The 19,173-nt window shown below is 62.0% G+C and carries 17 protein-coding genes; 13 read left to right on the plus strand and 4 right to left on the minus strand.

Annotated elements, in window-relative coordinates:
- Window positions 1-265: 265 nt before the first annotated feature.
- The 12 genes from AiwAL_RS14620 to AiwAL_RS14675 all read left to right on the plus strand — a co-directional run bounded on the left by AiwAL_RS14620 (window position 266) and on the right by AiwAL_RS14675 (window position 14,299).
- On the plus strand, window positions 266-454 hold the full coding sequence (locus AiwAL_RS14620; RefSeq protein ID WP_235706097.1) for a hypothetical protein: 189 nt from the start codon (window positions 266-268) through the stop codon (window positions 452-454).
- Window positions 455-527: 73 nt separating this feature from the next.
- The gene (locus AiwAL_RS14625; RefSeq protein ID WP_262312919.1) at window positions 528-1,757 is read left to right on the plus strand and encodes a CaiB/BaiF CoA-transferase family protein; all 1,230 of its coding nucleotides are present in this window, start codon (window positions 528-530) and stop codon (window positions 1,755-1,757) included.
- Between the two features lie 12 nt (window positions 1,758-1,769).
- Complete coding sequence (locus tag AiwAL_RS14630; RefSeq protein WP_262312920.1) at window positions 1,770-2,612, plus strand: alpha/beta fold hydrolase; 843 nt, start codon at window positions 1,770-1,772, stop codon at window positions 2,610-2,612.
- Window positions 2,609-3,460 (plus strand): YihY/virulence factor BrkB family protein, encoded by an 852-nt coding sequence (locus AiwAL_RS14635; protein WP_235706100.1) that lies wholly within the window; start codon window positions 2,609-2,611, stop codon window positions 3,458-3,460. Before AiwAL_RS14630 ends, AiwAL_RS14635 begins: the two co-directional genes overlap by 4 nt.
- 173 nt (window positions 3,461-3,633) lie before the next feature.
- A complete protein-coding gene (rnr, locus tag AiwAL_RS14640; protein ID WP_262312921.1) occupies window positions 3,634-5,871 on the plus strand; it encodes a ribonuclease R in 2,238 nt (745 codons plus the stop codon).
- Entirely contained in the window at window positions 5,868-7,418 is a 1,551-nt protein-coding gene (locus AiwAL_RS14645) for a S41 family peptidase (protein WP_262312922.1), read from the plus strand. Before rnr ends, AiwAL_RS14645 begins: the two co-directional genes overlap by 4 nt.
- A 46-nt stretch (window positions 7,419-7,464) precedes the next feature.
- Window positions 7,465-7,632: a 50S ribosomal protein L33 gene (rpmG, locus tag AiwAL_RS14650; RefSeq protein WP_235706103.1), complete on the plus strand. Its 168-nt coding sequence runs from the start codon at window positions 7,465-7,467 to the stop codon at window positions 7,630-7,632.
- A gap of 190 nt (window positions 7,633-7,822) precedes the next feature.
- A complete protein-coding gene (locus AiwAL_RS14655; protein ID WP_262312923.1) occupies window positions 7,823-8,026 on the plus strand; it encodes a DUF3311 domain-containing protein in 204 nt (67 codons plus the stop codon).
- Window positions 8,023-9,483, plus strand: a complete 1,461-nt coding sequence (locus AiwAL_RS14660) for a sodium:solute symporter (protein ID WP_262312924.1) — start codon at window positions 8,023-8,025, stop codon at window positions 9,481-9,483. The genes AiwAL_RS14655 and AiwAL_RS14660 overlap by 4 nt, the downstream gene beginning before the upstream one ends.
- A 9-nt stretch (window positions 9,484-9,492) precedes the next feature.
- A complete protein-coding gene (locus tag AiwAL_RS14665; RefSeq protein ID WP_262312925.1) occupies window positions 9,493-10,158 on the plus strand; it encodes a YoaK family protein in 666 nt (221 codons plus the stop codon).
- 668 nt (window positions 10,159-10,826) lie between these two features.
- The gene (locus AiwAL_RS14670; RefSeq protein WP_262312926.1) at window positions 10,827-12,359 is read left to right on the plus strand and encodes a discoidin domain-containing protein; all 1,533 of its coding nucleotides are present in this window, start codon (window positions 10,827-10,829) and stop codon (window positions 12,357-12,359) included.
- A 68-nt stretch (window positions 12,360-12,427) separates the two neighbouring features.
- Window positions 12,428-14,299 carry a glycosyltransferase family 2 protein gene (locus tag AiwAL_RS14675; protein WP_262312927.1) on the plus strand — a complete coding sequence of 624 codons (1,872 nt, stop codon included), beginning with the start codon at window positions 12,428-12,430 and terminating at the stop codon, window positions 14,297-14,299.
- Here AiwAL_RS14675 and AiwAL_RS14680 read toward each other — a convergent pair.
- The 4 genes from AiwAL_RS14680 to AiwAL_RS14695 form a co-directional block, all read right to left on the minus strand.
- Window positions 14,296-15,516 (minus strand): hypothetical protein, encoded by a 1,221-nt coding sequence (locus AiwAL_RS14680; RefSeq protein ID WP_262312928.1) that lies wholly within the window; start codon window positions 15,514-15,516, stop codon window positions 14,296-14,298. The genes AiwAL_RS14675 and AiwAL_RS14680 overlap by 4 nt on opposite strands.
- A gap of 177 nt (window positions 15,517-15,693) precedes the next feature.
- On the minus strand, window positions 15,694-16,635 hold the full coding sequence (locus AiwAL_RS14685; protein ID WP_262312929.1) for a glycosyltransferase family 2 protein: 942 nt from the start codon (window positions 16,633-16,635) through the stop codon (window positions 15,694-15,696).
- 110 nt (window positions 16,636-16,745) lie between these two features.
- Window positions 16,746-16,883 (minus strand): hypothetical protein, encoded by a 138-nt coding sequence (locus tag AiwAL_RS14690; protein ID WP_262312930.1) that lies wholly within the window; start codon window positions 16,881-16,883, stop codon window positions 16,746-16,748.
- Between the two features lie 84 nt (window positions 16,884-16,967).
- Window positions 16,968-18,608, minus strand: coding sequence for a right-handed parallel beta-helix repeat-containing protein (locus AiwAL_RS14695; protein WP_262312931.1), 1,641 nt, complete (start codon window positions 18,606-18,608; stop codon window positions 16,968-16,970).
- 244 nt (window positions 18,609-18,852) lie between these two features.
- Here AiwAL_RS14695 and AiwAL_RS14700 point away from each other — a divergent pair, with 244 nt between their 5' ends.
- Window positions 18,853-19,149, plus strand: a complete 297-nt coding sequence (locus AiwAL_RS14700; RefSeq protein WP_262312932.1) for a GIY-YIG nuclease family protein — start codon at window positions 18,853-18,855, stop codon at window positions 19,147-19,149.
- Window positions 19,150-19,173: the final 24 nt, after the last annotated feature.

Genomic DNA, 19,173 nt, shown 5'->3' on the forward strand with positions numbered 1-19,173 from the left:
GGCTGGAAGGCGGCGCTGCGCGAGGATGCCCATCTGCGCGCCGGGCTGAACGTCGCCGAGGGCCGCATCGCCCATCCCGCCGTCGCCGAGGCAATCGGCGAAACCCTCCTCCCCACAGATCAACTCCTCAACGCAGCTTGAGAGCGGAGTGGCTGGACAACAATTTTTCTGACCGGGTTGATTTCGTTAACCGGACGGTAATCGGATCGGGGCCATGATCGGGGGGGGCAGCCAAAATGGCTGTTGCGATGAAGGAATAGCCCCGATGCAAGATCATGCCGCTACGAAAATCGCCGAGCGCAACGCCTCCACCGTCAGCCCGCTGATTCTGACCGACCGGCTGATCTCACTCGCGCAGGATGCCGAGCGGGCCGGTTTGCCGTTCATGGCGAACCGGCTGGTGCGGCTTGCCTTGCGAGCGTGCCGGCCGCCGCCGCGCCGCAAAACCCGCTGATCGGGTTGCCGGCCCGCTTTGACCCGAAACCGGCGGTTCCGCTATGCCGGCAGCCAGTTTCGGGAGGAATCGCATGCCGGGCACCGTCAATGCCGAAAGCCGTCAGCCATCGGGTCCGCTTGCCGGGCTGACGGTGTTCGACCTGACCCGCGTGCTCGCCGGGCCGAGCTGCGTGCAAATGCTGGCCGATCTCGGCGCCGCGGTCATCAAGATCGAGAAACCCGGCTCGGGCGACGACACGCGCGGTTTCGTGCCGCCTTCCATGCCGGGGACGGCGGAGAGCGCCTATTTCGCCGGGACCAACCGCAACAAGCGCTCGGTCACGCTGGATATCGCGCAGCCGGAAGGCCAGCTTATCGCCCGCGCGCTGATCGCGCGGAGCGACATCCTGGTCGAGAACTTCAAGGTCGGCACGCTGGCGCGCTACGGGCTTGGCCATGCGCAGCTCGCGCCCGAGCATCCGGGCCTGATCTATTGTTCGATCACCGGATTCGGCCAGACCGGCCCCTATGCGGAGCGGCCCGGCTATGACAGCCTGATCCAGGCGATGGGCGGGATCATGTCGCTTACCGGCGAACCCGACGGAGCGCCGATGAAGGTGGGCGTGCCGGTCGCCGATCTGTTTGCCGGGCTTTACGGCGCGATCGGGGTGCTCGCCGCCCTGCGCCACCGGGAACGCACCGGGCAGGGCCAGCATATCGATATCGGCATGCTGGATACCCATGTGGCCTGGCTCGCCAATCAGGGGATGAACTATCTGGCGACCGGCCAGAACCCGCCAAGGCTGGGCAACCAGCATCCGAACATCGTGCCTTATCAGGTCTTCGCCACCGAGGATGGCCATATCGTCCTCTCGATCGGCAACGATCCCACCTTCGCGCGGTTCTGCCGGGAATTCGGCCTCGACCATCTGTGCGGCGATGAACGGTTCGCGACCAATGCGGCGCGGGTCGCCAACCGGGCCCTGGTGACCGAAACGCTGACGCCGGTGCTCGCCGCGCATTCGTCTTCCTGGTGGCTCGGCCGGCTGGAGGCGCTCAAGATCGGCTGCGGGCCGATCAACACGCTCGAACAGGTTTTTGCCGACGCCCAGGTGATTGCGCGGGGCAATCTCGTGGATATGGCCCGGCCCGACGGCACTTCGGTCAGACTGGTCGCCAATCCGGTGCGGTTGTCGGCAACCCCGGTGGATTATCGCCTGCCGCCTCCCATGTTGGGAGAACATACGGACGAGGTGCTGACCGATATGCTGGGTCTGAGCGAAACCGACCGCGCGGCGTTGCGTCGCGACGGCGTGATCTAGGCGGCGCGGGCGATGGCGCGCCAAGGCTTCGTGCCCTATCTGCTGGGGACGGATTTTCATCGTCTCGCCTTCGTCGAGTTCGGCAATCCGGCGGCGGAGGCGGTTGTCTGCGTTCACGGCCTGACCCGGACCGGCCGGGATTTCGATCCGCTCGCCGAGGCGCTGGCCGATCGGTTCCACGTGATCTGCCCGGATCTGCCAGGGCGCGGAAAATCGGACTGGCTCGGCGACGCGGCGCTGTATCAGCCGCCCTCCTATGTGATTGCCCTGGCGCATCTGCTCGCTTTTCTGAACAAGCCGGTCGCCTGGGTCGGCACCTCGCTCGGCGGCATCTGCGGCATGATGATCGCCGCCGCGAAGCATACGCCGGTCACCCGGCTTGTGCTCAACGATGTCGGCGCGCAGATTCCGGCGGCGGCGCTGGCCCGCATCCGCGACTACATGACCAAGACCCCGGAACGTTTCGCCGCCATGGCGGAGCTGGAGGCGCATCTGCGCATGGTCCACGCGCCGTTCGGAAAGCTGAGCGATGCGCAATGGGCGCATCTCGCGCGGTATTCGGCCCGCCGGACCGAGGGCGGCGGTTTCGCCTTGCATTACGATCCCAAAATCGCGGAGCCGCTGCGCGCCGCGATTCCGCTCGATGCCGATCTGTCGCCGATCTGGCGGCAGGTGAGCGTGCCCGTGCTCGCGATCCGCGGGGCGGAGAGCGATCTTTTGACCGAGCCGGTTTTCGAACGCATGGCGAGCGACGGCGCGGCGACCCTGACCGTGTCCGAATGCGGCCACGCGCCGGCCTTGATGGACCAGCCCACGATCGACGCGATCCACGCTTTCCTGGAGGCGCGTGGATGAGCGTCCGGGGCCGCCTCGCGCCCTGGTGGCGCGGGCTGGTCGCGGCGTTCTGGGCGCTGCTGAGCGGGGAGATGTCACTCGTCTCCGCCGGTTGTGCCTTCTACGCGACGCTCGCGCTGTTTCCGGCAATCACCACCCTGATCTCGCTCTATGGGCTGATGTTCGACCCGATCTCGGTCGAGCCGCAATTGCTCTATCTCAAGCATTTCATGCCGCCGGCGGCGTTTCAGCTCATCGCCGGGCGCATCCAGCATCTGGTGTCCGGCGGCAAGACCAGCCTCGGCATCGGGCTTGCGATATCGCTCGCGTTCACCCTCTATTCGGCGGCGTCGGGCACGAAATCGCTGATCTACGCGCTCAACGTGATCCACAAGAAGGAAGAAACGCGGGGCGTCATTCGATTTCAACTGGTGACCCTCGGCATGACGCTGCTCGCCATCGTCGGCGCGATCATCGCGATCGGCGTGCTCGTGGTGCTGCCGCTGGCATTCTCGTTCTTCGGATTCGGCGACGATTCGGCACTGTTCGCGGTGATCATCGGGGGTGTGATTCTGGTGGGCTTCATGGGCCTCGCCCTTGGTTTGTTCTATCGCTATGGTCCGGCGTTCGAGCGGGCTCCGGGGCATAAGGTTGCCCCTGGCGCCACGCTCGCCATCCTGGTCTGGCTCGCGCTGTCCTATGGATTCGCCGTCTATGTCGGGCAATTCGCCGCCTATAGCCGCACCTATGGGCCGCTCGCCACGATCATCGGGCTGATGATGTGGTTCTATCTCACCGCCTATACGCTGCTGTTCGGCGCCCTGTTCAACGCGGCGCTTGAGAACGAAACCGTGGCAAGAACGCCATAGCCGGAAAACTTGCAGCGACATCCGGGGAGATATGCTGCATCGGCGTTGTCGGCGGGCCACATTGCTCTTATGGCACGAGAATTGGACCGATCAGCCGCACCTGCAGGGATTCCGAGCGTCCGCGCGATGATGCGCGGCAACCGGGCATTGGAACAGCGGATCGGGATGACTCCATGACCCGCAAACCCGCTCCGAAGCATGGCGCCGCCCTGCCGAGCGCCGAGACGCTGCGCGATTTCATCGCCGAGGCGGGAACGCGGCTCGGCAAGGGCGACATCGCGCGGGCATTCGGCGTCGCCCCGGAGCACAGGCAGGCACTGCGGGCGATGCTGCGCGGGCTGGAGCGCGAGGGCGCGCTGGTCCGCGCCGGCGGCAGGCGGATTCGCGCCGCCGAAGCCTTGCCGGAACGCTGCGTGGTGGAAATCACCGGCACCGATCGGGATGGCGACCCGATGGGTCGCCCGGTGCCTTGGACTCAGCCGGGACGGCCGCCGATCGTTTTCATGCAACCCGAACGGCGCGGCCACGCGGCACTCGCCCCCGGTGCCCGCGTGCTGGCGCGGCTGCGCCGGATCGATGGCGATCGTTACGAGGGACGTACGCTCAAACGGCTCGACGACGAGCCGGCAACCGTGATCGGCGTGTTTCGCGCCGAGCGGGCGGGCGGCTGGGTCGAGCCGGTCGAGCGCAGGAGCCGCGCCGAATGGCAGGTGCCTGCCGGCGAGACCGGCGGTGCCGAAACCGGCGACGTGGTGCGCGCGACCCCGCTGCCTGCGTTCGGCCTTGGCCCGAAGCCGGTGCGAATCGTCGAACGTCTCGGCAAGATGGGCGATGCGCGGTCGATCAGCCTGATCGCGATCGCCTCGCTCGGCATTCCGGTGGAGTTTCCGCAAGCCGCGCTCGATGAGGCGAAGCGCGCCCGCGCTGCGCCGCCCGGCAAGCGCACCGACCTGCGCGCCGTGCCGTTGATCACGATCGACGGCGCGGATGCCCGCGATTTCGACGACGCGGTGTACGCCGAACCGTCCGGGCCGGGCTTTCGCATCGTCGTCGCGATCGCCGACGTGGCGTTCTATGTGAAGCCCGGCTCGGCGCTCGATCGCGAGGCCAAGCTGCGCGGCAATTCGGTCTATTTTCCCGATCGCGTGGTGCCGATGCTGCCCGAGGCGCTGTCCAACGGCTGGTGCAGCCTGCGGCCGAACGAAGATCGCGGCTGCCTGTTCGTCGAGATCGAGATCGGCGGTGACGGCCGTAAATTGCGGCACCGTTTCGGGCGCGGTCTGATGCGCAGCGCCGCACGGCTGACCTACGAGGCGGTGCAGCACGCGCATGAAGCAGGGTCGGAAGCCGATCTGCCCGCCGGAACGCTGGGGCATCTCTACGCCGCCTATCGCGCGCTCGCGGCGGCACGCGCGGCGCGCGGCACGCTCGATCTCGACCTGCCGGAACGCGAGATCACCCTTGATGATCAGGGCAAGGTGACCGGCGTTGCACCACGTCCGCGGCTCGACAGCCACCGTCTGATCGAAGAGTTCATGATCCTCGCCAATGTCGCCGCCGCCGAGGAGCTGGAGCGGCTGCGCCAGCCCTGCATGTATCGCGTTCATGCCCCGCCCTCGCCGGAAAAGCTCGACGCGCTGCGCTCCCTGCTCGCGACCTTCGACATCTCGCTCAAACCGGGCGACCAGATTCTGCCGCGCGATCTCGACCATATCCTCAAGCGTGTCGCCGGCACCGATGCAGCGCCGCTGATCAACGAAACGGTGCTGCGCAGCCAGTCCCAGGCGGAATACGCGCCGGAGACCATCGGCCATTTCGGCCTCGCTTTGAAGAGCTACGCGCATTTCACCTCGCCGATCCGCCGCTACGCCGATCTGCTGGTGCATCGTGCCTTGATCGCCGGGCTGAAGCTCGGGCAGGATGGTCTTCGTCCCGAAGACGGCGCGGATTTCGCCGATATCGCCCAAAGCATCACCATCACCGAGCGCCGCGCCACCGATGCCGAGCGGCAATCGGCCGATCGCTATCTGGCCGCCTATCTCGTCGACCGGGTGGGCGAGGATTTCGCCGGGCGGATTTCAGGGGTGACGCAGTTCGGCCTGTTCGTTTCGCTCGCGGAAACCGGGGCGTCGGGTTTCGTGCCGATGGCGCTGCTGCCCGACGATTTCTGGCATTACGACGAAGCATCGGTCACGCTTTCGGGCAAGCGAAGCCGGATCGTGTTCCGCCTCGCCGATAAGGTCACGGTGCGGCTGCGCGAGGCGAAGCCGGTCACCGGCGGGTTGCTGTTCTCGCTGGTCGGCGGCGGCGGAATCAGGCACGGCGGCGCGGCCGGGCGGCATGAGCCGAAGCCGAAGGGCAGGAAACGGCCGGGTACCGCACCCGCGAAATCGCGGCGCAGGCGCGGATGAGGCATCGCCGGGCCCCGCGTTCCTGGCGATTCGTCGCCTTGCTGTGCGTGGTGCTGCCCTTTTGCGGCGCCTATGCTGCGGCGCCCGGATTCGGCACCGCGCGAGCCGGCGCCGTGTGGGGTGCGGCGCTGGAATTCATCGCGCCGCGCACGCTGGAGCCGCTCGGCATTCCGCGCATGGCGGTCTGGGGTCTTTCGGGGATCACCGCGCTCGACCCCGATCTGACGGTGCAGGAACAATCGGGCAAGCTGCTGCTCTACGGGCCGAATCGGATCATTTTCGCGACCGCGGCGCCCCAGCCGACCGATGCGATGGCCTGGGGCGATGCCTGCGCCGCCGTCGCCGCGCGGGCTTTCGCGGTCTCGCCGGCTCTGGAAAGAGCCGGGACAGAGGGCGTGATCCGCAGCTTTTTCGACGAATTGTTCAACCATTTCGATCCGTATTCCCGCTATGAAGCGCCGCGCGAGGCCGCGCAGGACCGGGCGATGCGGCTCGGTCATGCCGGGCTCGGCATCACCCTCGGCCGGGAAGGTTCGGCCGTGGTGGTGGCGCGGGTGGCACCGTCGAGCCCGGCCGATGAGGCCGGAATCGCGACCGGCATGGTGGTGCTCGCGATCGACGGTGCGGCGACAGCCGGCCGGCATCTCGCGGCACTGCAGTCGCGGCTGCGCGGACCGGCAGGCAGTTCGATCGCCTTGACGGTCCGGCCGGCCAGGAGCCTGCCCCAGACCGTGCGCCTGACCAGTGGGCTGGTGCCGACCCAGACGGTGTTCGGCTCGATGAACGAGAATATCGCCATGCTGCGGGTGATCGGTTTCGATCGCGACACCGGCGAGCAGTTTGCCGCCGCTTTGGGCGCGCTGATGGCTGGAAACCCGGCGCCGAAGGGAATCGTGATCGATCTGCGCGGCAATCGCGGCGGGCTGCTGCGCCAGTCGGCCCTGAGCGTCGATACCCTGCTCGGCCAGGGTACGATCATCCGCACCGTGGGCCGCGACCCGGCGGCGGACCGGCTGTGGCGGGCCGAAGGCGGCGATCTGGCGCGCGGCCTGCCGGTGGTGATCCTGGTCGACGGCGCGACCGCGAGCGCCGCCGAGGTGTTTTCGGCTTCATTGTCCGACAATGATCGCGCGGTGGTGGTGGGCAGCGCCACGCTGGGCAAAGGGCTGGTGCAGAGCGTGACCTCGCTGCCCGGCGGTGGCGAGCTGTTCGTGACCTGGAGCCGGATGATCGCGCCGCGCGGCTGGCCGCTTCAGGGGCTCGGGGTGTTTCCCGAGCTTTGCACCAGCCTGGGCACGAATTCGCTCGCCGCCCAGATCGCCTCGCTCAAGGCGGGGCGCGACATGCTGGCCAAGCCGCTGGCCGAAACCCGCGCCGCGCGCGCGCCGATGCCGCTCGCCGAGGTGCTGGCGCTCCGCGATTCCTGCCCGGCGAGCGTGGGGTCCAGCGGGTATTTCAAGGCGGCGAAGGCGCTGATCGACGATCCGGTCGCGTATCGCGCCGCGCTCATTCACCCATTGATCGGTGCAGCGGCGCGCGGGGCTTGACCGGGCACCGGCGCTCCGCCATATGCCTCACCTCGGAGAAGAAATCATGGCCAAATCAAGCACAGTTCAGATCAAGCTGATATCGACCGCCGATACCGGCTTCTTTTATGTCACCAGGAAGAACGCCAAGGCGCAGACCGGCAAGCTCGAATTTCGGAAATACGATCCGGTCGCGCGCAAGCATGTCGCGTTCAAGGAAGCGAAGATCAAGTAAGCGGCGCCTCGCGGGCCACACCTTTCTCCATCCATTTCGGCTTTTCCCGCCGGTCGCCGGCGGGTTCGCTCGCATCCGTGTTTCGGTGATGTGGGCGGCTGAGTCGCGCCACGAATTCTCTTGCCTCGGTTTCGGTCTGTGCGCAGAGTGCGTTCAAGAAGCGCTGGGCACATAATCCAAGGGGGCAATCATGAAACCGTTCCAATGGCTGGCGGTGATTCCGTTTATTGGGCTTTTGATCGGGCCTGTGGTGCATAACCGGCTGCATCCGTTTATTTTGGGGATGCCGTTTCCGCTTGGCTGGATCGCGGTGTGGATCGTGCTGACGGCGGGGATCATGGCGGTCGTCTATGCGCTCGATCCGGCGAATCGGGATGGGGGAGACCGGCCATGACGGTGCCGCTGATCATTCTCGCGCTGGCGACCGTCTTCGCGCTGCTGCTCGGCCTGTGGGCGCGCTCGGGCCATGAGATGGGGCTTGAGCAATGGACCGTGGGCAATCGCGGCTTTGGCGCGCTTCTGGTGTTCCTGCTGCTCGCGGGCGAGATCTATACCACCTTCACCTTTCTCGGCGCCTCGGGCTTCGCCTACGGGCTGGGCGGGCCGGCCTATTACATTCTGGCCTATGCGGCGCTCGCCTACGTCATCGCCTATTTCATGCTGCCGCCGGTCTGGGCCTATGCGAAGCAGCATCATCTGGTGACGCAGCCGGATTTCTTCGCCCATAAATACGACAGCCGCGCGCTCGGCATCGTGGTGTCGCTGGTCGATATCGTCGCCCTCATCCCGTATCTGGTGCTGCAACTGACCGGGTTGGGGATCATCGTGGTCGCGGCGGGCTATGGCGCGATCGACAAGGATATCGCGATCTGGATCGGCGCGATCGTGGTGACGATCTATGTCATCGTCTCGGGGGTGCGCGGCTCGGCGTGGACCGCGATCGCCAAGGACATCATGATCCTGGCGGTGGTGCTGTTTCTGGGGATCTATCTGCCGGTCCATCTCTATGGCGGGATCGGCGCGATGTTCACCGACATCGCGAAGGCGAAGCCGGGCTTCCTGCTGTTCCCGGCCAAGGGGCAGAGCGTGTGGTGGTTTGTCTCCACCGTGCTGCTGACCGCGCTGGGCTTCTTCATGTGGCCGCATTCGCTGGCCTCCTGCTACACGGCGCGGGAGGCGCGGGTGTTCCGCAAGAACGCGATCATGCTGCCGGGATATCAGCTCATCCTGTTGTTCGTGTATTTCATCGGCTTCGCGGCGGTGCTGAAAGTGCCGGGGCTGAAGGGGGCGGCGAGCAATCTCGCGCTGTTCAAGCTGGTGGTGGCGGAAATGCCGCCCTGGGTTGTCGGCATCGTGGGGGCGGCCGGGGTGCTGACCGCGATGGTGCCGGGCTCGATGATCACGATGACGGCGGCGACGCTGATCTCGCGCAACCTGTATGGCGTGATCAACCCGCGGGCGAGCAACGACCAGGTCGTGTTCATCGCCAAGTGCCTGGTTCCGGTGGTGATGCTGGTCGCGGTGTATTTCACCATCACCGGGAATTCGACGATCGTGACCCTGCTGCTGGTGGGCTACAGCTTCGTGACCCAATTGTTCCCGGCGCTGATCGCGAGCCTGTTCCCGAATTCGGGGGCGACCCGGCAGGGTGCTTTGGCGGGGATCGTGGTCGGGGTCGGGGTCGCGGCGTGGCTGACCTTCAGCCATGCCTCGGTCGGCTCGCTGATGCCGTTCCTGCCGCAGGGGATCAAGGACTTCAACGTCGGCATCATCGCCCTGATCGCCAATGTCGTCGTGCTGGTGGCCGTCAGCGCCGCCACCCGCCGGGCCGCCCCAGTGCCCGCCGAGTGAGGCTGCCGTTTGGCGGATAAGGCGAATGCGCCGGGGGTGACCCCGGCGGACCGGGTGGTGAGTTTGCTGGGGTTTGCCTCGGGCAGTGCCGATGTGTTCGCGTTCATCAAGTTTCACGGGGTGTTCACCTCGGCGATGACCGGGAACACGGCGCTGCTCGGCCTCGCGGTGGGGCAGGGGCATGTGCTGGCGGCGGTGCGGTCGCTGGTGGCGCTGGTCGGGTTCAGCCTGGGCGTGGTGGCCGGGACCGCGCTGTACGATGCCGGGGCGAAGCGATCGGTGCGGCGATTGCTTGTGGTGGAAGTTATCTGCCTCGCGGTGGTGGCGCTGCTCTGGGCGGTGCTGGCGTATCCGGTGTTTCATGGGCCGCTATTCGTGCTGATCGTGATCGCGGCGGCGGCGATGGGGGTGCAGAGCGTGGTTGCGCGGGCGGTCGACCTGCCGGGGATTACCACCGTGGTGTTCACCACGACTCTGACCATGATCATGATGGGGCTGACGCGGGTGGCGCTGCGGCCGGGCTCGGTTCAGCCGATCACCATGCGCCAGTTCGGGGTTCTGGGATGGTATGGGGCGGGGGCGGCGGTTTCCGGGTTTCTGGCGATGGCTTTGCCCGATGCGATCGCGCTGCCGGCCCTGGCGGCGGCGGGCGGCGCCTTGGCGGCAATGGGATGATTACACATCTATAGACACACTGGTCGCCAGCCCCGCCATCGCGCGCCCCCTCGTCATCGCCGCCCAACCTCGTCATCGCGAACGAAGTGAAGCGATCCACCTCGCCCCGGAGCAGGCACCAGCCCCGCCATCACGCGCCCCCTCGTCATCGCCGCCCAACCTCGTCATCGCGAACGAAGTGAAGCGATCCACCTCGCCCCGGAGCAGGCACCAGCCTCGTCATCGCGCGCCTCATCGTCATCGCCGCCCAACCTCGTCATCGCGAACGAAGTGAAGCGATCCACCTCGCCCCGGAGCAGGCACCAGCCCCGCCATCGCGCGCCCCCTCGTCATCGCCGCCCAACCTCGTCATCGCGAACGAAGTGAAGCGATCCACCTCGCCCCGGAGCAGGCACCAGCCTCGTCATCGCGCGCCCCCTCGTCATCGCCGCCCAACCTCGTCATCGCGAACGAAGTGAAGCGATCCACCTCGCCCCGGAGCAGGCACCAGCCTCGTCATCGCGCGCCCCCTCGTCATCGCGAACGAAGTGAAGCGATCCACCTCGCCCCGGAGCAAACACCGGCCGCCGGCCCGGCGCCGCTGGCGGTGGCGAAACAGGGTGGATTGCCTGACCGAATCCGGGAGGATAGTTTCGGATCATGCATAAGCCGGCCAGGATTCGAGGCGTATGATCATATCGGTCAGCCCGTTGGACAATCTGGGCAACCGGATGATCGAATTTATGACCGCGCTGACGCTCGGGCGGCTGGTTGGCGAACAGGTGAACTATAATTGCGACCTGCCCGAATGGGGGCTGTCGTTCGACCGGGAACTGCACGACCGCCTGCTGAACGATGCCGCCGGCACGCTGGTGATCAGCGACAAGGACGCCACCTCGATCCTGGACATGGTTGCCCTGATCCGGGCGAGCGCGAAGCGGAACGTGGTGTTCGAGGGATATTTCCAGCGGCTCGATCTGTTTTATGCCCCGGATTTCTACAGGCGGGATATTTTTCCGGCCGGTCCGGCGGACGATGTGGCGTTTTCCGACGACGAGATCGTCATCAACGTCCGGTCGGGCGATATTCTGAATGGTGTGAGCTGGTATCCGCTGGTTCCGGTGGGGTTTTACCGGGCGCTGGTGGAGAATACCGGACTGAATCCGGTGTTTCTCGGCCAGCTCGACGATTGCGCCTATGTGCGGGCGATCCGGGGTGCGTTTCCCGGCGCACGGACGATCCCGAGCGCGGGCGGGACGGCCGATTTCAACAGGTTGCGGCGGGCCAGGCGGATCTGCATCGCGGTGAGCACGTTTTCCTGGCTTGCCGCGTGGCTGTCCGATGCGGCGGAAATTCACTATCCGCTGCTCGGCTTTCTGCATCCGGCGTGCTTCCGGGCCGGCATGCATGGGCTTGGCGGGATCGATCTTGCCCCGGCCGACGATCCACGATACCGGTTTCATCTGTTGCCGGTGCTGCGTGGCGAGCCGGAGCAGGAATATCTCGATTTCACTGGGCGGATCGATCCGGTTTCGAAGGAGGTTCCACGATCGCTGGTGCGGATGCTGAAGAGCAACACTCCGATCCTGCCGCGCTCGCTGCCTGATGTCGCGTTCGACGAGGCGTGGTATCTGAAACGCTATATCGATGCGGCGTGGGAAATCGGCGAGGGGTGGTATCACGACGCGGCGCACCACTATGCCGAGGTCGGGCGGCTGCGCGGATATCTGCCGCATCAGCCATCATATCAGCCGCGATCGGCGAATGTGGCGCTGCGCAGGCCGGCACGGCAGAGTTCCCTGTCGCCGTGGTCGATCGGGCGGACGATCGAGGAGGATGCCGGCCGCGCGGTGGACGGCGACCGTGACAAGGATATGGCGTTTCATACCGGCGAGGACGATCAGCCGTGGTGGATGGTCGATCTCGGGCAGGTCTGCGACATCGAGTGCATCGATATTTACAACCGGCGGGGAGTCGATGTGGTGCGCAAGCGGGTTTGTCCCTTCGCGATCGAGTTGTCGGACGATGGCGAGGTTTGGGCGGAAGTTGCGCGCACGAAGGAGCGGTTCGATTTCGGCTGCGAGACCGGCAGGAGCCCGCCCTGGCAATGGGTGGGGAATTTCGGTCACGCGGCGCGGTTCGTTCGGGTCCGGGTGCTGAAAAATCCCGAATTCCTGCATCTCGCGGCGGTGGAAGTGTATGGCAGAAAAATCGGCACGTGATTACACGATTCCATGTGAGCAGTTTGGTAGTGTAATGTAAATCGACTTTCACACGAGAACTCAATACGGTGGAGATTGTTGTCGTGAATCGTCAAATTTTTGAAATTTCTACTGTACATCAAAGCCAATTATTTATTGAACACGAAGAACGTTGTGTCGTGTCAGCACAAAAGGATCAGGCGGCCAGCCGTGGCTATGTGCCAATCTACGGTGTGAGCACTGAAAATCCCCGCTACATCGCGCTCGTTTCTGCCGATGGTTCCGATTTTGCCGTCCAGCCTCATGCCGTCAAAACGTCGATCGCGATGATGAGGGCGGTTGTTCACGCAGAATCTTCCTGCTGGAATTTGCTTCATCCAAGTTCTTTTCAATATCTCAGCGCGCAGCCGATCGACAGCGAAGCGGGATTCGGAGCCGTCATCGCCAATCGAATTTCAGACAAGGAGTGGGAGGAATTTCGCGCAACCACAATCTTTGAAAATGCACTGCCGCCCGGAACAGACCAAAAACTATCGATCTTGATGAGCTGGGTTGAAGCAGAAAATCCAATACCCGGCATTCTTCAATATCTAAAATTTTCTGCCGATCCTCAAATCTGTCTTCTTGGCGCGGTTATTCCCTTCTTAACACCGGAAGAGTTTCAAATTCTGGCAAGCGAAACCATTGCTGACAAGGAACTTCAGGGTCGGATACGCGATCTCTTCAAGGGTGATATCTGGGCTGAAGTCGCAATGCCCGATCTTTTAGCCTGGCGCGAGCACCGGAACGCGGCAGCATCATCGGGTATTCGACCGGCCATGCCACAAGAATGGGATTTCCTTGCGACGGCAGGGCAGCACGGCTATCCTGCCTCGTTTCCGCATATCGTCAATAGTTTCGCGAGACGGGCGATCAAGCCACGCCGCTCCGCATGTGTCGTGGCCACGGCTCGGAACGAGGGGATATATCTGGTCGAGTGGATTGCTTATCATCGCGCAATCGGTTTCGAACATATTTTCATCTATAGCAACGACAATGATGACGGATCGGACAAACTGCTTGAGGCGCTTGCCAGAAACGGGGTGATAACCTGGGTTCGGAACGAGGTAGGAACCGGCACGCGTGCGCAAATCAAGGCTTACACCCATGCGCTTTCGGTGATGCCGGATATTCTCGATTATCGCTGGGCACTTTTCATCGATCTCGATGAATTTTTTGTGTATAACCCCGACATATTTGCATCGCTCTCTGATTTTCTTGAATTTCACGAATCGCGTGAATGCGATGCTATCGCGATAAACTGGGCGCCCGTTGGCTCCGATGGAATTGACGAATGGAATAATAGCCCTGTAACATGCCGTTTTACGGCGTTAATTGAGGAAGGAGTAAATCATTATATCAAGTGCATGTTCAAGCCAACGAAATTCTTTGTCGCAGACGCACACTGCCCAGTAGACATTAACATTTTTCAGAGTGTGTTCCGTAATTCACATGGCAATATTCATAAATATTTTCTTCCAAAACCAGGACTCCCTATCGGAATGTCAGTATCTGATGAACCGAATGTGGAATTTGCATCGGTTTACCATTATTTTTATAAATCCACTCAAGAATTCTTATGGAAATCTTCCCGCAATCGAGGTGATCACCCGAAATCTGATGGATTGATTGGGGAGCTTCATGAAGGAATGTTGTCCTTGTTTCTTTCACAACATCATGCTGAAAATAAAATTCAAGAAAAACGTCTTGTTAGATGCGCTCATTTTTTGGACAAGGAGATGCAACGGATTCTTGATTTTTCAGAAATTCAGATCGTTCATGAGTCGATAATTGATACATTCAGAACGGCGCTCAACATGCTTTTAATGAGACACGCTATACGCGCAGCAAGTCATGCAATTTCGGATGTCGAACGTGAATTTTTCCGCTATGCTAAAGTCCCAATTATTCCTACACTTTAGCGATTTGAGCGTAGTAACGCAATATATTCAACCATTGCGTCTCGTTTTGACTTTGGTTTTCTTGGCGGCCAAAAATGCACAAGTCCCAGAGGGCTGGGATTCTGGTCCAGAGTCAAATTAGCGAATTTTGTAATAGATGAGGTATCAAAATGCTCCGTTTTAAATGAAACATAATTGGCGACTTCTTGATCAATCCATTCGAATTCACCCCGCTTAAATAGGTGAGCGCGATTGCGTATGATTTCCCTTATCGTTTCAAGACTTTTCCGATGTTCGGCGATATTCGGAATACCAAGGGTTCCGGCGTTGAATCCTAAGCTCCATCTCGGTTCCAGGCCGTCCTGCTGAATCAAGGAAGCTCCGACGGATGGAGAAGTGCGCAACGGCGAGAAAACCTCCATCGGCGCACAGATTTTGTGGGAGATTGCAATTCGGTGCATCATGGGGCCGATGTCCCGATCGAAAACGATGTCGGGATCGACAAAAAGCAGTGGTTGATAGTTTCTGGCCAATGGCCAATCCAGAATTTGGTATTTGGACGCGACATAGCCGACGAAATCGGTCGGGAAAAGCGGATCGACGGTCGTTCTCGCCTCATCCAGCAGCGGAACTTTTTGCAGCAGAGTTTCTCTGGTCTGATCGGTTATGACGTGAACATGTCCAGCATAATTGCCGAATTCGTGGAGAGATGAAAGGCAGATATAAAGCTGCTCCAAAACAAACTCGTTTTTGAAAGCAGCGGAAAATACCAAAGGACGGAACAGGCAGATTTCGTCGATCGACCAGCCTTTATCGAGAACAATCAAACGATATGGAAAATCATTGAAAAATAATTTATTGAAGCGGAGATCGACAAATTTTTCGTTTCCGAAATTTATGGAAAACGGTGGGCAGAAAGAAATTTTGTCATTTGTGACAACGGCTTCCGAAGAGCTGACAATCCACGAATTTTGTAAAATAAAAAGAATATTCCTATATTCACTTTCGGAAATAAGAAAAAATTGCTCCCAGCCGCCCCGTTCGACGCGATTGAATTGAACTTTTGCCTCGATGTCGGCGCAAGCTAATTGATCGTTTCTTTCTAGAGAAATTGTCCGGTTTTTATAGTCGTAATGTACTCGGATTTCGCCTTGCATATCGAAGGAGCCGAGCAATACGCCCATTTCAGCGTTTTCGAGGAATCGTCGATGCTGATCGGTCGGAAAATCGAGATCCACAGTAATTAGATCATAGCCGGGTTCAGAATTTCTGATCGGAAGATGAAAAAGGTCAGTTCCATTTGTAAACAGGAGTGTACCATGGTACGTCATTAAGTGAAATTTTGGCATTATCTCAATCGCAATATTTGAGGAAAGGAGAGTTGCTTCACGGAAGGGCAAAATTCGACAGATTATCTAAAGAAAATTTCTTTTTTCTTTGCGGCCAAAGTTCAGGTAATGGCCGACGGGATCGAAGCCGGCATCCGCAACGTCGGGATTCAGAGTGAGGTAGCGGTCAGGATCGAATTGGTTGGATGGGCAAAGCGCGGGGTCGTTGTGGTTTGATATAGATTTGGCGATTTCGCCGAGAAAAACTTTCATCTCGTCGTCGGTTCGCCAGGCATGACGATAGATCGGTTCGGAACCGAGTTCGCTAAGCAATCTCGCATTGGTTTCCAGTTCCGCTTGGGTGCCCGAAGATGGTGCCGGGCGTGCGGCTAAACCCCCCTCGATAACGTAGAAGTAGGTCATGGTTCCATTTCCGTTCGGGAAGATCATCCCGCCAAATCCGGCACGCACGGCCCGGAACGACAAATCGGAATGTTCGTGGCCATAGCGACCGAACCGAAGATCGAGAAAGCCGATGGCCGCCAAGGCGATGCGGCTATACGCGAAGGCCCAGCCCGAGATGGCGGTTGCGAGGCCTGGATCGGCCGCGCATTCGCTGCCGGCGACGATTGAGGAACGGAATTCGGGCGGCGAATTGTTGACGTGGCCGTAGGCCCAGCCGGCCTCGATCCATTCGTTCTGCCATCCTCGCGATGTCGGGATAACGTCGTCATCCATCAGCAGAATGACGTCGGAACGCGCGACGTTGAGAAGATAGAAGAGGCCACGATTCTTGTTCCAGGCAATGCCGCGATTGGAACCTGCGATAACCGTTTCCCCTTCGGCGCGTAGAGCCTCGACAGTGCCGTCCGTCGAGCCGTCATCGCAGATCACGAGGTCGTAGGGGGCGGTCGCGAGGCGCCGGATCGTATGCACGAGGTCAAGAACCATCTCTCGCCGGTTGAAGGTGGTGATCGCGATTCCGAGGCGCGGTCCCGTTTTGGGCTGCGGTGAGGGAGAAATCGTCATTCCGCCGTTCAGCCGGACATTCAGCGGGCCGAAGGAATATCCCGGCTTGGTCTGTATCGACATCGCGCTCCAATTCATCGGCCGTCTTCCGTTCGCGGTCATGGGGGCCATTATCGCCGGAATGCGGGGATGGGCAATGGCGAGGCGTTGCCGGGGCTGATCGGCACGGCGGCGGAGTAGTACGGGCGCGGCGCGATGGATTGCTTCGGCGGTTTCACCGCCTCGTAATGACCGGTTTCCCACGGCATGCCCCCACCGTCATTGCGAGGCGCGCAGCGCCGAAGCAATCCACGGCCGCCGCCTCGCAATGACGGCGGGATGCCGGTTCGCTATCAGGAGCCTTGCGGCGTGGCGCCGAGGCGGACCCAGGATCGGAAAGCGGCGGAATAGATGAAATCGGCGGATGAGCCGGCGGCGAGGGATATTGCCTGGGGCGATGCCCAGGATCGCGGATGAAAAATCCCGCAGCGGACAGGGCGCCGCGTCGCGATCGTCAGTTTCTGATGGTTCGGCGGCGCGGGCGGCAGGGTCAGGCGGAGCGACGATCCGGCCGGCCGGTCGATCAGGATCAGGCTGGTTTCCGGTGGAATGGTGCAGGCGTTCGGCATGTCGCCGGTGATGACGACGGGGTTGTCGCGAATCGCGGCTGTGCTCCGGGACGCCGGATCGCGCGGGCCGAGAAAGGTCGATTTATGGGTCAGGCTTCGCCGCGATCTCGGGATGACGCGCGGGATTTGCGGAGTACGAAGCGCCTTGAAATCGTTATGCGCGGCGATGCCGCCTTTGCTGCCCATCATATAGAGGCCGAGCGTCATCAGCGGCGGATGACGGGTTTCGATGACGCGGTTGTCGGTGACGGTGATGTTGGTCTGGCCGGGGCAGGAAATCGCGGTCGCGCCCCGGACGATGCCGAAATCGACGATCGTGTTGCCGGCAATTTCGCTATCCGATACCCCGGCCTGGAATTCGATGGCGGCGGCACCGGGGCCGCGCGGGCCGCCGCCGACGATCCAGTTGCCGCGCACGATGGCGCGCCGGCACCGGCCGGAAATCTGCAACACGAAGGGCTGGCCTTTGTAGTCGGTGTTGCATTCCTCGATGTAATTATCCTCGATGACGATGTCGTAGAAGGTGATCGACCTGGTGGTGTTGTTCACCAATATGCCCTGAGAGCCCTTGGTGCCGAAAATCCGGTTCCGCGCGATCAGGCAATCATGCGAAATGCCGGTCGATCCGCCATCGTCCAGAATGCCGAAACAGGCGGAGCGGGTGGCGTGGTTGTCGGTGATCGAGCAGAAGGCGCCGCCCTGGTAGATCGCGAAGGCGTAGTCGGGGATGTTGTCGGTGACGTTGAAGCGGGCATGGCAATCGAAGCAGCCGCCGACGAATTGGGGGGCGTTGCCGCTGTCGAGAAATCGGCATTTCTCGATGAGGGCGTGCGCGGTGTTGCCGATGGAGACCGGCCAGTTCACGCAGTTTCTGATGGTGATTCCGGCGATGTAGACGTTTTCAACTCGTGACTGAACGATGTGGGGACCGCCAGCGGCGTTGTTCGGCGTCCAGATTCCGGCGCCGCCATATTTGCCGCTTTTGTTGTTCGCCCGGTTGCCGTCGATGGTGCCGGTGCCAGTGATCGACCAGTTGCCGTGCGGGGCGGTGACGCTGCTTGTGTCGTCGCCGTTCGCGAGCTTCACGCAACCGTCGAGCCGCCATTGGGTATCGGCGGGGACGGTCAGGCCGGTGTGGACGATTGTGAGGTTGCTGGGGTGGTGAAGGCAGGCGCTGCCGGCGGTCGCGTCCAGCGCCTTCTGATAGGCGCTGGTATTGGCGGGGACAATGCGGCCATGCGGATCGTCGCGCACGCCGAACTCGGCCACGGAGCGGGTGGCGGCGAACCGGCTGGTCATTCGTCGGGCGGTGGCGGCGGCCGAGAGTATCGGCGTCATCCATTGTGGATCGGCGCTGGCGGTCACGGACGGGTTCCTTCGAGACGAGAACGAAGGTTGGGATTTGCGACGGGAGTGCAAGGGGCGTGCGGTGCGCTGGTTTGCTTCGGCGGTTTCACCGCCCCACGATGACCGGCTTCCCACGGCATGTCCCCACCCGTCATTGCGAGGCGCGCAGCGCCGAAGCAATCCACGGCCGCAGCCTCGCAGTGACGGATTTTGTATGGTCTGGGCCAGCCCTCTAGTCATTGCGAGCGGAGCGAAGCAATCCATGCCACCCATGAGGCAACCGGCGGTCTACATCGTGACAAACCGCCGCAACGGAACGCTCTATACCGGAGTGACTTCGGATCTCATCAAGCGTGCATGGCAGCACCGGGAGGCGGTCGTTCCGGGCTTCGCATCCCGCTACGGCTGCAAGCGCCTTGTCTGGCACGAATTCCACCCGACGATGCTCGGTGCGATCGCACGGGAAAAGCGGATCAAGGGCGGCTCGCGACAGGCCAAGATCGACCTGATCGAACGCGCCAACCCGGACTGGACCGATCTGTACGAAACCCTGTTCTGATCGGCGTTCTTGGCATGGATTGCT

Origin of the sequence: Acidiphilium sp. AL, from assembly GCF_025499445.1 — a bacterium.
Taxonomy (GTDB): domain Bacteria; phylum Pseudomonadota; class Alphaproteobacteria; order Acetobacterales; family Acetobacteraceae; genus Acidiphilium; species Acidiphilium iwatense.